The organism is Paenibacillus sp. Y412MC10, from assembly GCF_000024685.1.
In the GTDB taxonomy this organism is placed as follows: domain Bacteria; phylum Bacillota; class Bacilli; order Paenibacillales; family Paenibacillaceae; genus Paenibacillus_AQ; species Paenibacillus_AQ lautus_A.
In genome coordinates this window covers 6,551,013-6,568,143 of sequence record NC_013406.1, presented here as the reverse complement: position 1 = coordinate 6,568,143, position 17,131 = coordinate 6,551,013, and the positions used below count along the sequence as shown (strand labels likewise).

The 17,131-nt window shown below is 55.1% G+C and carries 15 protein-coding genes; 13 read left to right on the top strand and 2 right to left on the bottom strand.

The features are described 5' to 3' along the window. Window positions 1-23: 23 nt before the first annotated feature. From GYMC10_RS29080 to argH, 8 genes are all read left to right on the top strand, one after another. On the top strand, window positions 24-593 hold the full coding sequence (locus tag GYMC10_RS29080) for a GNAT family N-acetyltransferase (protein ID WP_015737705.1): 570 nt from the start codon (window positions 24-26) through the stop codon (window positions 591-593). A gap of 236 nt (window positions 594-829) precedes the next feature. Next, window positions 830-1,885, top strand: coding sequence for an N-acetyl-gamma-glutamyl-phosphate reductase (gene argC, locus GYMC10_RS29075; RefSeq protein WP_015737704.1), 1,056 nt, complete (start codon window positions 830-832; stop codon window positions 1,883-1,885). A gap of 18 nt (window positions 1,886-1,903) precedes the next feature. After that, a complete protein-coding gene (argJ, locus tag GYMC10_RS29070; protein ID WP_015737703.1) occupies window positions 1,904-3,130 on the top strand; it encodes a bifunctional glutamate N-acetyltransferase/amino-acid acetyltransferase ArgJ in 1,227 nt (408 codons plus the stop codon). A 31-nt stretch (window positions 3,131-3,161) separates the two neighbouring features. Further along, window positions 3,162-3,998 (top strand): acetylglutamate kinase, encoded by an 837-nt coding sequence (argB, locus tag GYMC10_RS29065; RefSeq protein WP_015737702.1) that lies wholly within the window; start codon window positions 3,162-3,164, stop codon window positions 3,996-3,998. A 262-nt stretch (window positions 3,999-4,260) separates the two neighbouring features. Next, window positions 4,261-5,478: an acetylornithine transaminase gene (locus GYMC10_RS29060; RefSeq protein ID WP_015737701.1), complete on the top strand. Its 1,218-nt coding sequence runs from the start codon at window positions 4,261-4,263 to the stop codon at window positions 5,476-5,478. A gap of 58 nt (window positions 5,479-5,536) precedes the next feature. Next, the gene (argF, locus tag GYMC10_RS29055; protein WP_009594235.1) at window positions 5,537-6,493 is read left to right on the top strand and encodes an ornithine carbamoyltransferase; all 957 of its coding nucleotides are present in this window, start codon (window positions 5,537-5,539) and stop codon (window positions 6,491-6,493) included. A gap of 106 nt (window positions 6,494-6,599) precedes the next feature. Then, complete coding sequence (locus tag GYMC10_RS29050; RefSeq protein WP_015737700.1) at window positions 6,600-7,832, top strand: argininosuccinate synthase; 1,233 nt, start codon at window positions 6,600-6,602, stop codon at window positions 7,830-7,832. Window positions 7,833-8,097: 265 nt separating this feature from the next. Then, window positions 8,098-9,513 carry an argininosuccinate lyase gene (argH, locus tag GYMC10_RS29045; protein WP_015737699.1) on the top strand — a complete coding sequence of 472 codons (1,416 nt, stop codon included), beginning with the start codon at window positions 8,098-8,100 and terminating at the stop codon, window positions 9,511-9,513. Window positions 9,514-9,716: 203 nt separating this feature from the next. Here the strand turns inward: argH and GYMC10_RS29040 are convergent, their stop codons facing one another. Then, window positions 9,717-10,490, bottom strand: a complete 774-nt coding sequence (locus GYMC10_RS29040) for an alpha/beta hydrolase (RefSeq protein WP_015737698.1) — start codon at window positions 10,488-10,490, stop codon at window positions 9,717-9,719. Between the two features lie 419 nt (window positions 10,491-10,909). Between GYMC10_RS29040 and GYMC10_RS29035 the strand changes: the two genes are divergently transcribed. After that, window positions 10,910-11,638, top strand: coding sequence for a polymer-forming cytoskeletal protein (locus GYMC10_RS29035; protein WP_015737697.1), 729 nt, complete (start codon window positions 10,910-10,912; stop codon window positions 11,636-11,638). A gap of 59 nt (window positions 11,639-11,697) precedes the next feature. Continuing rightward, complete coding sequence (locus tag GYMC10_RS29030) at window positions 11,698-12,438, top strand: hypothetical protein (protein ID WP_015737696.1); 741 nt, start codon at window positions 11,698-11,700, stop codon at window positions 12,436-12,438. Window positions 12,439-12,511: 73 nt separating this feature from the next. Here GYMC10_RS29030 and GYMC10_RS29025 read toward each other — a convergent pair whose 3' ends face one another. Then, window positions 12,512-13,948 (bottom strand): VanW family protein, encoded by a 1,437-nt coding sequence (locus GYMC10_RS29025; RefSeq protein ID WP_015737695.1) that lies wholly within the window; start codon window positions 13,946-13,948, stop codon window positions 12,512-12,514. 206 nt (window positions 13,949-14,154) lie between these two features. Here GYMC10_RS29025 and ftsE point away from each other — a divergent pair, with 206 nt between their 5' ends. The 3 genes from ftsE to GYMC10_RS29010 are packed head-to-tail and all read left to right on the top strand — an operon-like array spanning window position 14,155 to window position 17,035. Further along, window positions 14,155-14,841, top strand: coding sequence for a cell division ATP-binding protein FtsE (gene ftsE, locus GYMC10_RS29020; protein WP_015737694.1), 687 nt, complete (start codon window positions 14,155-14,157; stop codon window positions 14,839-14,841). Then, entirely contained in the window at window positions 14,831-15,739 is a 909-nt protein-coding gene (ftsX, locus tag GYMC10_RS29015) for a permease-like cell division protein FtsX (RefSeq protein WP_015737693.1), read from the top strand. The genes ftsE and ftsX overlap by 11 nt, the downstream gene beginning before the upstream one ends. Window positions 15,740-15,766: 27 nt before the next feature. Continuing rightward, window positions 15,767-17,035 carry a murein hydrolase activator EnvC family protein gene (locus GYMC10_RS29010; RefSeq protein ID WP_015737692.1) on the top strand — a complete coding sequence of 423 codons (1,269 nt, stop codon included), beginning with the start codon at window positions 15,767-15,769 and terminating at the stop codon, window positions 17,033-17,035. Window positions 17,036-17,131: the final 96 nt, after the last annotated feature.

Genomic DNA, 17,131 nt, shown 5'->3' with positions numbered 1-17,131 from the left:
GAACAAGTAAGGGGGACTTACGAATGGAAATCGAACAGATCTACGGCAGTTTGCCGGTGCTGGAAACCGACCGTCTGCGCCTTCGCAGAGTATCGATGCAGGATGCCGATCAGATGTATGCCTATGCCTCAGACGATGAGGTAGCGAAATACGTTACTTGGGAGACCCATCGCTCGATCGATGACAGCAAGCGGTTTATTCAATTCATACTGGCTCAGTATGCCAAGCATGATATTGCCCCGTGGGGGATCGAGCTGAAGGAGAGCGGGCGACTGGTCGGGACGGTTGATTTTGTATGGTGGAAGCCCGAGCAGCAGGCCGCGGAGATCGGTTATGTACTGGCACGGGATTGTTGGGGGCAAGGCATCATGACCGAGGCGGCCTCCGCGCTGCTCAAGCTTGGTTTCGGCCGTATGGAGCTTGTACGCGTTCAGGCTCGATGTTTAGTGGGGAATATCGGCTCTCAGCGCGTAATGGAGAAGATCGGCATGTCCTATGAGGGGACGGTGAGGAAGGGGATCAAGGTTAAGGGGCAGCATTGGGACCTCAAGCTCTATTCCATTCTGAAAGAAGAGTTCGATCCATCTCGATAGACATTGCCTCGGAGCTCGTTAGCAGTTTGGACCAAATTTGAATAATCCATTGTATTTATATAAATTCGGTCGTATAATAATACATATTTATGAGACGGATAAAGTCAATGAATACCTTGGAAGCACATATCGCTTTTGACGCAGGAAACGGAAGAGCATGGCGTAGAGATGAAGGATGGATGAATGGGACCTTGCATAAGGTCCTTCAGCTGTTCCTTGGGGAGAGGGATGAGGATATGACGGACACAAATACAGTAAGAGTTGCTATTGTTGGATCTACCGGCTACGGTGGCGTGGAATTGATCCGCTTGCTGCAAGCGCACCCGCGCGTTGAGATTACATCGGTAATCTCTTCATCGACGGCAGGCGTACCGATATCGGACGGATTTCCGCATTTGACCAATATCATCACACGCAACCTGGATGGCGTTAACCCGGCGGAAATCGCCGAGGTGGCCGACTTGGTATTTGCGGCTACGCCTTCGGGCGTCAGTGCCAAGCTGGTACCGGAGCTGCTGGATGCAGGCTTGAAGGTCATTGATCTCTCGGGCGATTTTCGCTTGAAAGATGGAGCCGTATATGAACAGTGGTATAAACACACGGCTCCGAGCGCGGAGCTGTTGGAAAAGGCCGTATACGGCCTGTGCGAAGTGTTTGGCGAAGAGGTCCGCGATGTGGATTTCATCTCCAATCCGGGCTGTTATCCGACCGCGACGCTGCTGGGCCTGATTCCGGCCATCAGCGCGGGCTGGATCGATGCTTCATCCCTTATTATCGACGCCAAATCCGGCGTGTCCGGTGCAGGACGGGGAACGAGCCTGATGACGCATTATGCTGAAATCAACGAGAACTTCAAAGCCTACAAGGTGAATAAGCATCAGCATATTCCCGAGGTCGAGCAGGTATTGACTCAGGTAGCGGGCGAACCGATCACGGTCACCTTTACGACGCATCTGGTACCGATGACGCGGGGGATCATGAGCACCATGTATGCCACGCTGAACGGTCCTTACACGGAAGAGGATTTCATTGAACTGTACCGCCAGTATTTCAAGGATCGTAAATTTGTGAGAATTCGCGACCTGGGCGTATGGCCTGCAACAAAAGAAGTCAGCGGGTCGAACTTCTGCGATATCGGCTTTGCGGTGGATGCGCGCACGAACAGGGTGACCATTATATCGGTCATTGATAATGTGGTGAAGGGTGCGGCCGGGCAGGCGATCCAGAACCTGAATTTGATGATGGGATGGGAGGAGAGCCTCGGACTTACGTTTACGCCGATTTATCCGTAAGCGGCTGGGGATACAGACATGGGAGAGAATACGTTTGCGATTATCGATGGGGGCAGCATCGTAACGCCGCAAGGCTTCAAGGCTGCCGGGCTCCACTGTGGACTTAAGAAGACCGACCGTAACGACCTGGGCGTCATTGTATGCGATGTGCCTGCCGTGGCGGCTGCCGTCTATACGACGAACCTGTTCCAAGCGGCACCGCTGAAGGTAACGCGTGAAAGCTTAGAGGACGGCAAGCTTCGCGCGATTGTGGTGAACAGCGGGAATGCCAATGCCTGCACGGGCAAGCAGGGCGAAGAGGATGCTTACACGATGCGCGCCGATACGGCTGCGCAATTCGGCCTGGACGTGAACGATGTGGCCGTTGCTTCGACGGGTGTCATCGGGGAGCTGCTGAAGATGGACCGAGTATCCTCCGGTATTGCCGGCTTGCCTGCACGGCTCAGCGGCGAAAGCGAAGGGGCTGAAAGCTTCAGCCAAGCGATTTTGACAACCGATCTGGTAAAAAAGGAAGCCTGCGTTACCGTACAGGTTGACGGCACGAAGGTGACCATCGCCGGCACGGCGAAGGGATCGGGGATGATTCATCCGAACATGGCGACCATGCTCGGATTCATGACGACGGATGCGGTCATTGGTCAGGAAGCGCTGCAGCTGCTGCTGCGCCAAACGACCAACCTGACCTTTAATATGATTACGGTGGACGGCGATACAAGCACCAACGATATGCTGGTTGCGATGGCCAGCGGCTTGGCGGGGCACGACGTGCTTACGCCGGAGCATCCGGATTGGGATGCATTCGCTGCCGGTTTCCACTATGTGTGCCAGCAGCTGGCGAAGGCGATCGCGCGTGACGGAGAGGGAGCTTCCCGCTTGATCGAGGTTCGCGTGGACGGCGCCGAAAGCGACGATGACGCGCAAGCGATCGCCAAGACCATCATCGGCTCCAGCCTGGTCAAATCGGCGGTGTTCGGTGCGGATGCCAACTGGGGACGGATCATTGCGGCTGTGGGCCGCGCAGGCCGTCCGGTCAATCCGGAGACGGTGGATATTGCCATTGGCCCGATTTCGGTGCTGGAGCAGTCAAGGCCCGTTGCTTTTGACGAAGATGCGGCGCTGGCTTACCTTCAAGGCGACACCGTGGATATCGACGTGAAGCTGCATATCGGCAGCGGGTCGGCTACGGCTTGGGGCTGTGATTTAACCTATGACTACGTCCGCATTAATGCGGCTTATCGTACTTAGATAACAAAAAATCAGGACGGAGGAGATGGATATGAAGAGCACGATCGATCAAGAGAATTCGCAGCCGGTTCAAACCTCAAGCGCGGATACGTTTGTGATGAAATGCGGCGGCAGCACGCTCGCGGCCCTTCCGGACAGCTTCTTCGAGGATTTGAAGAATCTGCAGGTAAAGGGGGTTAACCCTGTTATCGTGCACGGCGGCGGTCCCGCAATTTCCGGCAACCTGGAGAAACTCGGCATCGAGACCGAGTTTGTGAACGGGCTGCGGAAGACGACGGAGGATGTGCTGGACGTCGTGGAGATGGTGCTTGCGGGCACCATCAATAAACAGATCGTACGACGGATTCAAAGCGTGGGCGGTTCTGCCATCGGCTTGTCCGGTTCGGACGGCGGGCTGATCGAGGCCAAACCGGTGACGAACCATGCGGAGGTTGGCTGGGTCGGCGACGTTACGTTGGTGAAGTCATCGATCCTGAGCGGCGTGCTGGGGATGGGATACATGCCGGTGGTTGCGCCGATCGGCGTGGATTCATCCGGTCAGCGCTATAACATCAATGCCGATACCGCAGCTGGTGCAGTGGCTTCTCATCTGGGCGTTAACCGGATGATCGTTGTCACCGACGTGCCGGGGATCATGAAGGGATCGGGCGGCGAGAAGCGGGTGCTTCCGACCGTGACGGTGCAGGAGATCGAGGATATGATCGGAACGGGCGAAATCTATGGCGGCATGATACCGAAGGTAAGAGCAGCCATCAGTTGCATTCACGGCAAAGTGAGCGAGGTCGTCATCGTGGACGGAAGCGAGCCGAACGTGCTGAGCCGGGTGCTTGGCGGCGAAGTGCTGGGCACGCGCATCGTGCGGATGTAATCAGGTTCGGTTTGATGGTCAAACCGGAACTATAAAAAACTTCAACGGAGAAGGCGGCATCATTCCGGAGAAGCGAAGCGGGCCCCTTTGTCCACGGAATTTATCCTTGATTGCATGATTCCATGAAAATCTGTGGGCAACAGGGATCGGAGGAATGATCCGAATTCGCAGTGCTGGTTAAGCTTAATGGATGTTCATATCGTAGGACGGTTCAAACGTGAAACACGAAGCAATGCCAAATGCAAAGGAGTGTGTGAAGGCTATGGGAAAAGAAGCAGCAGGCGGTATCAAAGCAGCTAATGAAAGCTCGTTGTTCCAAACGTACGCCAGATACCCAATCGCCCTGGTCAAAGGGGAGGGCAGCTGGCTATGGGATGATCAAGGCAACAAGTATCTTGATTTTATGGCCGGTCTGGCGGTAACGAATCTCGGCCATGCCCCGGTAAAAGTGAAAGAGAAGCTGAAAGCCCAGCTGGATGAATTGTGGCATGTCTCGAACCTGTTCCACATTCCGGGCCAGGAAAAAGCAGCCGAGCTGCTGACAGCCAACACCTGCGCGGATGCGGTCTTCTTCTGCAACAGCGGGGCCGAAGCGAACGAAGCTGCCATTAAGCTGGCACGCCGCTACCATCAGAAGGTGAAGGGAACGGGACGCTACGAGGTCATTACGTTTACCCAGTCCTTCCATGGTCGGACGCTGGCTACGCTGACGGCCACCGGCCAGGATAAGGTGAAGGAAGGCTTCCTTCCGCTTCCGGCAGGCTTCAAAAGCGTTCCCCTGCATGACCTTCCGGCGCTGGAAGCAGCCATTAACGACAATACCGCAGCCATCATGATCGAGATGGTGCAGGCGGAGGGCGGCGTGCATCCGGTGGAACCGGAATTCCTTCAAGCCGTCACCGGGCTGTGCAAGAAGCACGGACTGCTGCTGATCGTGGACGAGGTGCAAACGGGCATGGGCCGGACCGGCAAGCTGTTTGCGCACGAGCATTACGGCATCGAGCCGGATATTTTCACCGTGGCCAAAGGGCTCGGCTCCGGGTTCCCGGTCGGCGCGATGCTGGGCAAGGCTTACTTGCGCGAAGCCTTCACGGCAGGAAGCCATGCCACGACGTTTGGCGGCACGCCGATTGCCAGCGCCGTCATCCAGGCCACCATCGAGACGATGCTGGAGGACGACGTGCCGCAGCGCGCGGCCGAAGCCGGAGAATATTTGATGACGAAGCTGAATGAGAGCCTGGGGAATCATCCTTTTGTGAAGGCGATCCGGGGGAAAGGCCTGCTGATCGGCATCGAATGCGTCGAACCGGTTGGCGAACTGGTGCTGAAAGGGCAGAGCCGCGGGCTGCTGTTCGTAACGGCAGGACCGAACGTGATCCGGCTGCTTCCGAATCTGTACGTCACGAAACAAGAGATCGACCAGGCGGTATCGATCGTTACGGAACTTATACATGAGCACACGGCGGTTAGCCAAGCATAGAAGAATCGTGCAGCAGCATTTTGGATAATAACAGCATGGTTAAGGAGGACTGAAGAATATGGCCGCTAGCGGACAATTGAAGGAATTAAGCCTGAAAGGGCGGGATATGATCGAGCTGGACGAATACTCGACGGAAGAGATTCAGTTCTTGCTCGATTCGGCAATCGAGATCAAGCGCAAGCAGAAGAACGGCGAAGTCTATCAGCCGCTGAAAGGCAAGACGATCGGCTTGATTTTTGAGAAGTCGTCCACGCGGACGCGGGTTTCGTTCGAGGCTGGGATGTTCCAGCTGGGCGGACATGCACTCTTTTTGAGCAAAAACGATATTCAGCTCGGACGCGGCGAGCCGATCAGCGATACGGCGCAGGTGATGTCCCGTTATCTGGACGGCCTGATGATCCGTACCTTCGGGCACGACAACGTGGTCAACCTTGCGAAATATGCTTCGATTCCGGTCATCAACGGCCTGAGCGACATGGCGCATCCATGTCAGGTGCTGGCTGATTTGCAGACGGTGCTGGAGCACAAGGGCAAGCTGAAAGGCCTCAAAATGGCCTTTATCGGCGATGGCAACAACATGGCGCATTCGCTCCTGATCGGCGGTGCCAAGATGGGCATGCATGTGGCCGTGGCCAGTCCGAAGGGCTACGAGGCGGATGCCAGCATCGTGAAGCTGAGCGAGGAAATCGCGGCGCAAACGGGCGGCAAAATCACGATTACCCAAGACCCGCTCGAAGCCGCGAAGGATGCGGACGTGATCTACACGGATGTATGGGCAAGCATGGGCTTTGAAGAGGAGCAGGCACAGCGGGAAGCCGCCTTTGCGGACTATCAGGTGAATGAGGAGCTGGTGAAAGCAGCTAAGCCGGATTACTTGTTCCTGCACTGCCTTCCGGCCCACCGCGGCGAAGAGGTCAGCGAAGGCGTGATCGACGGTGCCAATTCCGTCATTTTCGATCAGGCAGAGAACCGTCTTCATGCCCAGAAGGCTTTGATGGTTGCTTTGATGGCATAAAGCCGCCGATGACCAGCGAACATTCTCTATGAAAATGCGTCAATGGACGTTATCTTTAGTATAATGAAGGACAGGGTTGTTAGTAACAAAGAGAGGGAGTTTAACCATGGCAAAACAAAAAATCGTACTGGCGTATTCCGGCGGTTTGGATACGTCCGTCATTCTGAAGTGGCTGAAAGAAACCTACGATGCGGAGATCATTGCCTTCACGGCCGATATCGGCCAAAAGGAAGAGCTGGACGGACTTGAGGAAAAAGCGCTGGCGACCGGCGCCTCCAAAGTATACATCGACGATCTGCGAGACGAATTTGCGAATGATTTCATCTTCCCGATGTTCCAGGCGGGTGCCATGTACGAAGGGCAGTACCTGCTCGGCACCAGCATCGCGCGTCCGTTGATCGCGAAACGCATGGTGGATATCGCACGTGCCGAAGGCGCGACGGCGATTGCGCACGGCGCTACGGGTAAAGGGAATGACCAGGTTCGTTTTGAGCTGGGCGTTGCCGGCTTGGCACCGGACATTGAAGTGATCGCGCCTTGGCGCATCGAGGAGTTCCGCAACTCCTTCCCGGGACGCGCGGAGATGATCGCTTACGCGGAAGCGCACGGCATTCCGGTAACAGCATCCGCTGCGAAATCCTACTCCATGGACCGCAACCTGCTCCATATCAGTTACGAGAGCGGCGTGCTGGAGGATCCTTGGTTCGATGCAAGCGCGGAGGACAGCAAGGATATGTACCTGCTCAGCGTATCGCCTGAGGATGCGCCGGATGAGGCGGAATACCTCGAGCTTACGTTCGAGCAAGGGAATGTCGTTGCGCTGAACGGCGAGTCGATGAGCCCGCTGCAAGTGATGGAGAAGCTGAACGAGCTGGGCGGCAAGCACGGCATCGGTCGCGTGGATATGGTGGAGAACCGCTTTGTCGGCATGAAGAGCCGCGGCGTCTATGAGACTCCTGGCGGCACGATCCTGTTCACCGCTCATCGCAAGATGGAGTCCATCACGATGGACCGTGAAGTGATGAACCTGCGCGACAGCCTGATTACCCGCTACAGCACCTTGGTTTATAACGGCTTCTGGTTTGCGCCGGAGCGTCTGGCATTGCAGGCGCTGGTGACCGAGAGCCAGAAGAACGTTACGGGAACGGTGCGCGTGAAGCTGTACAAGGGCAATGTGATCGGCGCAGGCGTGAAGAGTCCGGTGAGCCTGTACAACCCGGACATCGCCACGATGGAAGCCGATCCGACGCAAGCTTACGATCAAGGCGATGCTACCGGCTTTATCCGCTTGAACGCATTGCGTTTGAAAGTGGCAACCGGCGTGAATCAAAATCAATAAAACAGTCTGAGGGCCCGTTTAACGGAACAAGCGCATCGGATAGAGCGCGGTAACAACGCGGCCGAAGGATACATGATATGAAGCCTTATGTCTTATATCCGGTAATTGTTCGAATATAAGCGTATGGATATGGACGTACTAGTAATGAACAGGCTGAAGGCCGTTTTCATGCTGGAGAGCTCCGTCGATTCTCGTGCAACGGGATGAACGGGACCTCTTAAGCGGGAAGCGGCCCTCTGCCTTAAATCAGAGAGGGGCAAGTGTTGTGAGCAAGTTATGGGGCGGACGCTTTACGAAGCAGACCAACGCATTGGTGGAGGAATATACGGCATCCATCGGTTTTGACAAGCAGCTGGCCGAGGAGGACATCCAGGGAAGCCTTGCGCATGTGTCCATGCTGGGCAAATGCGGCATCGTGCCGGCGGAAGACGTAGAGACGATCAAGGCAGGATTGGGCAAAGTGCTGGAGCGCATCCGTGAGGGCAGCATCGAGTTCTCCGTATCGGATGAGGATATCCATATGAACATCGAGAAGAATCTGATCGAGGAAATCGGACCTGTCGGCGGCAAGCTCCACACGGGCCGCAGCCGAAACGACCAGGTGGCAACGGACATGCACTTGTATTTGCGCAACCGCGTCGTGGCGTTGACCGGCATGCTGCACGAGCTGCAGACCGCGTTGATCGGGCAAGCGAAGGATAACCTGGATACGATTATTCCGGGGTATACGCATCTTCAGCGTGCGCAGCCGATTCTGTTCGCGCATCATCTGATGGCTTACGTGTCCATGTTCCAGCGGGATATCGACCGTCTGATCGACAGCTATAAGCGCATTAACGTGCTGCCGCTCGGGGCAGGCGCGCTTGCGGGCACAACGTTCCCGATCGACCGCCATTTCGTGGCCGAGCAGCTCGGTTTCGACGGCGTTTACGAGAACAGCCTGGATGCGGTCAGCGACCGCGACTTTATCCTGGAATTCCTCTCGGATGCTTCCATCATCATGATGCACTTGTCCCGCCTGAGCGAGGAGCTGGTGCTTTGGAGCAGCACCGAGTTCAACTTCGTCGAGCTGGATGATGCGTTCTGCACGGGCAGCAGCATTATGCCGCAGAAGAAGAACCCGGACGTGCCCGAGCTTGTCCGCGGCAAAACCGGGCGGGTATACGGCAACCTGATGGGTCTGCTTACCGTGCTGAAGTCGCTGCCGCTTGCTTATAACAAGGACATGCAGGAAGACAAAGAGGGCATGTTCGACACGGTAGCCACGCTGGAAGGCGCATTGCAGCTGTTCGCGCCGATGATCGCCACGATGAAGGTCAACAAAGGCCGCATGCGCGAAGCAGTGAACACCGACTTCTCCAATGCAACGGATATTGCGGACTTCCTGGTCGGCAAAGGGCTTCCTTTCCGCCAGGCCCACGAAGTGATCGGCAAGACCGTATTGTACTGCATCCAGAACAACAAATACCTGCTGGACCTGACGCTGGATGAATTCAAGCAGTTCTCCGAGCTGTTTGACGACTCCATCTACGGCGTGCTTCAACCCGAGGCGGTGGTCAATGCGCGTAACGTTTACGGCGGCACGGCAACCGAGCAGGTGAAGGCGGCGATTGACCGCAGCGTGCAGACCCTTCAGGTCACAGAAGAATGGCTGGGTCTCCGTCAGGGGAATGTAGAGTAAGGATACAGAAAACCTGACGCAGCAAAAATAAAGGTGGATCGGCAAATGTTACATTTGCCGATCCACCTTTTGTTGTGTAACGATGAGATCCGTTGAATGAGGGATTGCCTAAAATCCTCTCACGAAGAGAAGTACACCCAGTACACCCCATGGAACCGAGAATGTACCGCTGGCTCGTTCATGGCGTGCATATTATGGGTTCATCAGGCTTTCAACGGAAGCCATTTTAGAACATCCTGGATATGGGTATCCCAATATCCCCAATCGTGGCCGCCCGGCCCTTCCTGATACGTGAGATCCAGGGAGGTTGCTTCGCAGGCTTTGCGGAACGCTTGATTGTCTTGGTAGAGGAAGTCTTCCGTTCCGCAGCATTGATACAGCAGCGGTTTCGGTCCCTCCGAGCGGTCCACTTCCTGAAGCAGCCGCAACAGGTCATTGTCGGTGCCGGTAATGTCCCGATCTCCGTAGACTAAACGATGCTCAAACAAAGCCTCGTTCCTATTAATATGACCCGCCATGTCGAGCGCGCCCGACAGGCTGGCAGCAGCGGCGAAGGATTCGGGACAGCGAAGGGCAAGCTTGAACGCCCCGTAGCCGCCCATGGACAACCCGGCGACGAAGTTATCTTCCCTCGCGTGGGATAACGGGAAGAAGGAGCGGGCGATGGTCGGCAGCTCCTGGCTGATAAAGGTCCAGTATTTGCCGCCGTATTCCATGTCCGTATAGAAGCTGCGATGCACTTGCGGCATAACGACGGCAATGCCCATCTCGGCCACGTAGCGTTCGATGGAGGTTCTGCGCAGCCAGATGGAATCGTCGTCGGACAGGCCGTGCAGGAGGAAGAGCGTCGGATGCAGACCGCTTTTGGCATGATTCGTCATGCCGATTTGTGAAGAGGTTTGCTGAGGGAGAATGACGGTCATGGACGTGCTGAGACCGAGCACCTCCGAGTAAAAGTGACATTGCATAAGAGCCATGGATTATGTATCCCCTTTCATTTTTGAAAATGAGAGATCAAAATGACGAGCCTATTAGGATCATATCACAATCGATCTCCCTTGCTCCAAGTAAATCTAAGTCATCGTCTGCGGCGGGCGAAAACGGATTTAAAGTCTGCTGCGTTCGGAAGCTTCGCCATTCTCCAGGAGCATAAAGGCGGTGTCAGCGACCGAATTGAAACGGATGGAATGAATCCGTGCATAAAACGCCTCGGTCTTCAGACCGAGGCGAGGTTCAGCCATCGGGCTGTTCTATGATGCGCTGCGTTGTGTTATCTTAGAGGGAGATTATGGCTCCATCTGGTGGAGGATTCAATGGCATAGATTTAGAAGTTTAGCGAGTGTCCAGTTAAGATATAGCATGATGATCCTATTTGTGAATCTGGAGGAGTATGCTCATGATACCACATGACGATAAACTGTCCGATCTGAAGATTACGGGAACCGGCAGCTCAAGCGGCGGCCAATACGGCAAGGTGCGAATCGATGGTGCCGGGCAGGTGAATGGAGATCTGGATTGCCGGGAATTAACAGGCAACGGAACGATGAGTTTGAACGGCGACGTAGCTGCCGACAAGATTCGCGTGAACGGTTCGGGAACCATTAAGGGGACGGTGGACGCTGAGGAGCTGCATGTAGCCGGCAGCCTGAGCGTGAAGAGAGGCGTGCGCAGCCGGTCCATTTTTATCGGGGGGCATTGCAGCATTCACGGTGATTCCGAATCGAAGAGGCTTGATGTAACCGGAAACTTGAGAAGCCATGGTGACGTGCGGAGTGAGACGGCCACGTTTCATGGGGGCTTCAAGATCGATGGCCGCCTGCATGTAGGAACAGCGGATATTCGGCTGTTGGGCCGCTGCCTTGCGCAGGAAATCGTCGGAGACCGGATCACGATCCGCAAAAAAGGAAAGCGTCTCTGGGAGATGCTGTCCCTGCCATTACGGGGAACGCGGCTGGAGGCACGCATTATTGAGGGCGATGTTCTGGATCTAGAGCATGTCGAAGCCGATATCGTCCGCGGCAACCGGGTGATTCTCGGCCCAGGGTGCGAGATTCGGCAAGTGGAATACCGGGATGAATTGACGCAGCATCCGGAAGCCCAGGTCAGAGCATCCCGGCGGTTTTAAGGGCGACATCGGGCCGAGCATCCGGGCATAGGCCGAATAGATGGCAAGGAGGCAGCGATATGGTGCATGACGGAACAGCCGTAGAAAGACCCGGTGTTTCCATAACGGGTGACGGTGTCGTTGGCAGCGGTATTGTCGGCAAGCTTCGGATAAACGGTGAAGGCGTCATTCATGGCGACACGGATTGCCATCTGCTAAGCTGCAACGGGAGCGCGGTCATAAACGGAAGCCTGCTCGGAAGGCAGGCTAGAGTGAACGGCCATGTGAAGGTGTCCCATCATGTCCAGATGGAGCACGTCCGGGTGAATGGAAGCTTGGATGCCGGCGGAAGCGTTAGAATCAGCCGCATCGGAATCAATGGCGGCTTGAGCACGGGAGCCGATCTGTTTGCGGTAAAAGGCGTCGTGAACGGTACCCTGGATGTTGGCGGCAACCTGGAAGCCGAAGAGATGACGGTCCGCGGCATACTACGCGTGAGCGGATCCGTGATAGCTCGGGAATTGACGCTGAGGCTCGTTGCGCAAGCCTCGCGCGTCAACGAACTCCGAAGCCGCACGGTCTTCATAGCTCCAACGGTGCTGGCCAAATGGTTCCGTTCCTCACGGATCGGATATCTGAATGTCGAGCTGGTTGAAGGCGAGGATATCCGTCTGGAGAATACGAGCGCGGCCATTGTCAGGGGCAGGAGAGTCCATATCGGAAAGGGCTGCTCCATCGGCCGGGTGGAATATACCGAGACGTTCAGCGCAGATGCCCAGGCGGAAATCGGAAGCTATTATAAAATCGATGCACGACATTAAAATAACGGCAAGGAAAACAGCCCGTATTCGCGGTTCGATTCGCGAATGCGGGCTGTTTCGTGTCAGCTTCGATTTACGGGGCGCTGATACCGTCCTCAACGACTTCCTCTTTGGGCGTTTCGTTCGCATCCGGCAGCGGGACCTCGTTCGTCGGATTGATGGCAACGATGCTGTTCTGGGGGCGGTAGGTATCCTTGGATATTTTCACGTTCTCCACGACTTTCCCGTTCACTTTCTTGGTTCGGTAGGTTTCTACCACATAACCTGGTTTTCCGTTCTGAACCACCTGCTTCAATCCCGGCGGCAGCGAGTTGTTGTGGATGACCTTTTCCGGCGAAGGCAAGGTTTCGATCGTGGTGGATACCAGTTCGTATTCCGTATTTTCCGGGAAGGTGCCGAACATCTTCAGCGTTAAATTGCCGTGCGATACCTCGGACAGGATCAGCAGATGCTTGCCTGTATTGTTTCGGAAGCGAAAGTTGATCGCCCCTTCGGCAAAGGTGGCGTCCTGTCCCTTGGGCAAGTAGCTGACCGGAAGGGAATGATTCCGCCTTTCGGTGATCTCCAGCCCGATCAGCAGGGCGGCATGATACACTGTGCTGGATACCTGGCAGATCCCGCCCCCGATACCGGGCACCAGCTTGCCGTTCACGATGACGGGAGCTTCCTCAAATCCATACTCCTTCTTCGCAACATCAATGATATGAGCATAATTGAACTCATCGCCGGGCTTCAGAATCATGCCGTCCACGGCTTTGGCGGCAGCGGTTACGTTATGTACGCGTCCGGGCCCGCTGGATCCAAGACCGGTGGAGAATTCAACGATTTTTCGCTCAATGCCCTCGTCCTGCAGCGACTTTACGGTAACGGGGGGCTTTTGACGGATAAGAGGCAGCTGCACCGCAATGGCTTCTTCCGGATACGGTTCCGTGAAGTGGGACTCGTTCGGAAGCGCTGCGCTGAACCCTTCATAGAACGCAGGCCAATCGATGCGGTACGCGGTTTTCTCCGGGGTATACCGGACCACATCGTCTTCGGAAATGCTCCGCACTGCGTTGACAGGCTCTCCAAAGCGTTCTTTTTGCCAGTCTTCGTTTAACCGCCCTTTCAATACGTCGCGATTCCAGTCGGTGGATATATGCCATTCCAGCTGAAACTGCCGCCGGTAAAGAACCTGTTCCCATAGCGATCCTTCGGACAGCTTGGCGATGGCTTCCCTGAAATCGGCTGCGCTGAACCGAACGCCGGCTTCTTGGAGACTGAAGTTTTCCGCGTGCCCTTTCAGGGCCTCCGACTCCAGCGTCACCTTGATGCTAGTCATGGCATGGAGCCGCTGTTCCAGCTCGGACAATACCTCGTCGGCGGGTTGCCCCCCTACCTGCCAGCCGGAGAGAACGACTCCCTTCGGCAGCTCCTTTTGGTTCGCGTACATCGTCAATAGACCGAAACCGACGGAGAGGAGAAGAGCGATACTGATGACAAAGATGAGACCGAGATGAATTTTTTTCATTTGAAACCACCTTCTTAACTTCGTATTGGCCGCAGTACATGCACTTGTTCATGTATATGTCACGGTGGGCTTAAACTTTCGGGTACTCAAAAGGTAACAAATTTGTTACAATAGACGATGTCGTGAGGATTTTTCTTGGATTTTAAAGGAATTCGATGGAAACTGTCGAAAGTATAATGGCTAATTATGGATTGGGAAGTGATGAAGTGATCGAAATGCAGGACGTATGGAAGACTTATCCAAGCGGCGCCCATGCGCTTCAAGGAGTTTCCGTTACCATTAACCGCAATGAATTCGTCTATGTTGTCGGACCGTCGGGTGCCGGCAAATCGACATTCATGAAACTTATCTATAGAGAAGAAGTGCCGACCAAAGGCCAAATTTCCGTTAACGGATTTAATATCGGGAAGCTGAAGCAGCGCAAAATCCCCTATGTTCGCCGAAATATCGGGGTTATTTTTCAGGACTATCGTCTGCTGCCCAAGCTGACTGCTTACGAAAATGTAGCTTTTGCCATGGAGGTTATCGAAGCGCCGCAGCGTCTCATCAAGAGACGGGTTATGGAGGTGCTGGATCTGGTGGGCCTGAAAGCCAAGGCGAACCGCGAGCCTTCCCAGCTCTCCGGCGGGGAGCAGCAGCGGATCGCAATCGCCAGGGCGATCGTGAACAACCCGTCCGTCATTATTGCGGACGAGCCTACGGGCAACCTGGACCCGGAAACCTCCTGGGGCATCATGCAGCTGCTGGACGAAATCAATTTCAGGGGAACCACCATCGTAATGGCTACCCACAACAGGGATATCGTGAACACGATGCGTAAGCGCGTACTTGCGATTGAGCACGGACAGATCGTCCGCGACCAGCAGAGAGGAGAGTACGGGTATGAATTTTAGAACCTTCTTGCGGCACTTGCGGGAAGGGGCGAAGAGCGTTTTCCGGAATGGATGGATGTCGGTCGCATCGATTACGTCCATCGTGGTGTCATTATTTATACTGGGCGTTTTCATGCTGTTAGTCATGAATGTGAACGCATTAGCCGATAAAGCAGATAGCAACGTGCAAATCAATACGTACTTGAATCTCAATGTGGACGAGAAGCTGCGCGAAACCATCAAAGGCGAGATCGAGGCCATGCCGGAAGTCAACGCCATCAAATTCGTGTCCAAGGAAGAGGGCATGAAGGAGCTTGAGGAAAGCCTCGGCTCCGAATGGGTGGAAGGCTTCAGCGAAGCGGACCAGAATCCGCTTCCGGACGCATTCGAGGTTTCCGTTATCGAACCGACCACGGTCGGGTTCGTTGCCGACAAGATTACCGCGCTGAACGAGAAGTATGCGGAAGAGCCGATCCTGCGGGTCAAATACGGGGAGGGCACGGTAGAAACCTTGTTCAAGATTACGAAAACGGTGCGGAATATCGGCTTTATTTTCGTAGCGGGACTCGGCTTGATGTCCATGTTTCTGATTTCGAACACCATTCGGGTAACGATTTTGGCCCGTCGCCGCGAGATCGGCATCATGAAGCTTGTTGGCGCGACCAACAACTTCATCCGCTGGCCGTTCTTCGTGGAAGGAGCCATGATCGGCCTCCTGGGCTCGATCATTACGGTTACGCTGCTGTTTATAGGCTACAATCGCCTGTACGCCGCGTCGCAGACGGATTTGACGCTGGCGCAGAGCCTGATTCCATTGGGAGATCTGTGGCTGCTGCTCGGGACCATCATCGTGGCCCTGGGCATCGTCATTGGCATTTGGGGCAGCACCATGTCGATACGTAAATTTTTGAAAGTATAAAACAAGGTAAAGGATGGGGAGCGAAACTTGAAGAAAATCGCCGCAGGAGTAGCAGCCTTATTACTGGCCACTGTTATGATCCAACCGACCGTCGGACAAGCCGAGAAGAAGACTTCAGCCGATGTAGACAAAGAGCTGAGGGTGCTTCAGGAGCAGGTCAAGAAAGCGCGGGCGCAGAAGAGCAAGGCTGCGGATGATAAACAAGAAGCCCAGCATTATAAGAATAAAACGACGAAGAACCTGAAATACGTAATGGAGCAAATCAGCATCGTCAGTAATGAATTGACGAAGATTTCCGTCAAGATCGAGGAGACGGAGGATTTGCTGAGAACAACGACCAAGGAGCTTGAAGCGGCGGAGGAGCGCATCGCATCCCGCGAGAAGCTGCTGGAATCCCGGATTCGCCTCATCTATATGGATGGGCAAGTATCGTATCTGGATGTGCTGCTCTCCGCAACCAGCTTCAGCGATTTTATTGAGCGTGCCGATTCCTTGAAGACCATCGTCGATCAGGACCAGGATTTGCTGGTACAGCATAAGCAGGACAAGCTGCTGGTTATCGACAAGAAGAAAGAACTAGAAGGGCAGTACGCAACCGCTAAGGACCTGTACGGCCAGATGGAGGACCGCAAGAGCATCCTGAACGAGAAGGAACAGGAGAAGCGCGTTCTGCTGGCCCAGTACGATCAGGATATCGAGGATGCGGACATCTTGACCGAAGAGCAGGATAGAATGCTAGTTGCCTTGGCAAGCAAGCGCTCGGACCTGCAGAAGGAAAAGAATAAGCTTGCTGCCGAAGAAGCGGCCCGTAAAGCAGCGGCTGCCAAAGCGGCGGCGGCGAAGAGAGCGAAGGCGACAACCCTCGGCGGCAGCAAAGGCGGCGGCGGGTATACCGGCAACGGCGGACCGTTTGCGATACCGGTCTCCGGGGCCAGACTCTCCTCCGGTTACGGACCGCGCGTCCATCCGGTAACGGGCGAGGTTGGCAAGATGCACACGGGTCAGGATTTCGCGGTTCCGCAGGGGACCGAGATCCGGGCAGCCGAGAGCGGCACGGTCATCTTGGCCGAGTGGTGGAGCGGTTACGGAAACTGTGTTATTGTTGATCATGGGGGCGGCGTATGGACCTTGTATGGTCATATCCGCAACGGCGGCATTAAAGTCAGCGAAGGCGACAAGGTGTCCAGAGGGCAGAAGATTGCCGAAGTAGGCTCCACGGGTCAGAGCACGGGACCGCATCTTCATTTTGAGGTTCGGGTCAACGGATCGCCGGTGAATCCTTCGCCTTATCTGTAACAGAAATGATGACGCAAACCATATAACCTTCAATACCGCTGTATAAATATTCCCGGCAAGCCAATCATATACTAGGTGGACGGGATTCCCCTGTGT

Excerpts from the sequence above, each read along its gene's own strand:
- argF (WP_009594235.1), top strand. The coding sequence starts at position 5,537 with ATGGCCGCTAGCGGACAATTGAAGGAATTAAGCCTGAAAGGGCGGGAT.
- ftsX (WP_015737693.1), top strand. The coding sequence starts at position 14,831 with ATGAATTTTAGAACCTTCTTGCGGCACTTGCGGGAAGGGGCGAAGAGC.
- GYMC10_RS29040 (WP_015737698.1), bottom strand. The coding sequence starts at position 10,490 with ATGGCTCTTATGCAATGTCACTTTTACTCGGAGGTGCTCGGTCTCAGC.
- argB (WP_015737702.1), top strand. The coding sequence starts at position 3,162 with ATGAAGAGCACGATCGATCAAGAGAATTCGCAGCCGGTTCAAACCTCA.
- GYMC10_RS29025 (WP_015737695.1), bottom strand. The coding sequence starts at position 13,948 with ATGAAAAAAATTCATCTCGGTCTCATCTTTGTCATCAGTATCGCTCTT.
- GYMC10_RS29050 (WP_015737700.1), top strand. The coding sequence starts at position 6,600 with ATGGCAAAACAAAAAATCGTACTGGCGTATTCCGGCGGTTTGGATACG.
- GYMC10_RS29080 (WP_015737705.1), top strand. The coding sequence starts at position 24 with ATGGAAATCGAACAGATCTACGGCAGTTTGCCGGTGCTGGAAACCGAC.
- argJ (WP_015737703.1), top strand. The coding sequence starts at position 1,904 with ATGGGAGAGAATACGTTTGCGATTATCGATGGGGGCAGCATCGTAACG.
- argC (WP_015737704.1), top strand. The coding sequence starts at position 830 with ATGACGGACACAAATACAGTAAGAGTTGCTATTGTTGGATCTACCGGC.
- GYMC10_RS29035 (WP_015737697.1), top strand. The coding sequence starts at position 10,910 with ATGATACCACATGACGATAAACTGTCCGATCTGAAGATTACGGGAACC.
- GYMC10_RS29060 (WP_015737701.1), top strand. The coding sequence starts at position 4,261 with ATGGGAAAAGAAGCAGCAGGCGGTATCAAAGCAGCTAATGAAAGCTCG.
- GYMC10_RS29030 (WP_015737696.1), top strand. The coding sequence starts at position 11,698 with ATGGTGCATGACGGAACAGCCGTAGAAAGACCCGGTGTTTCCATAACG.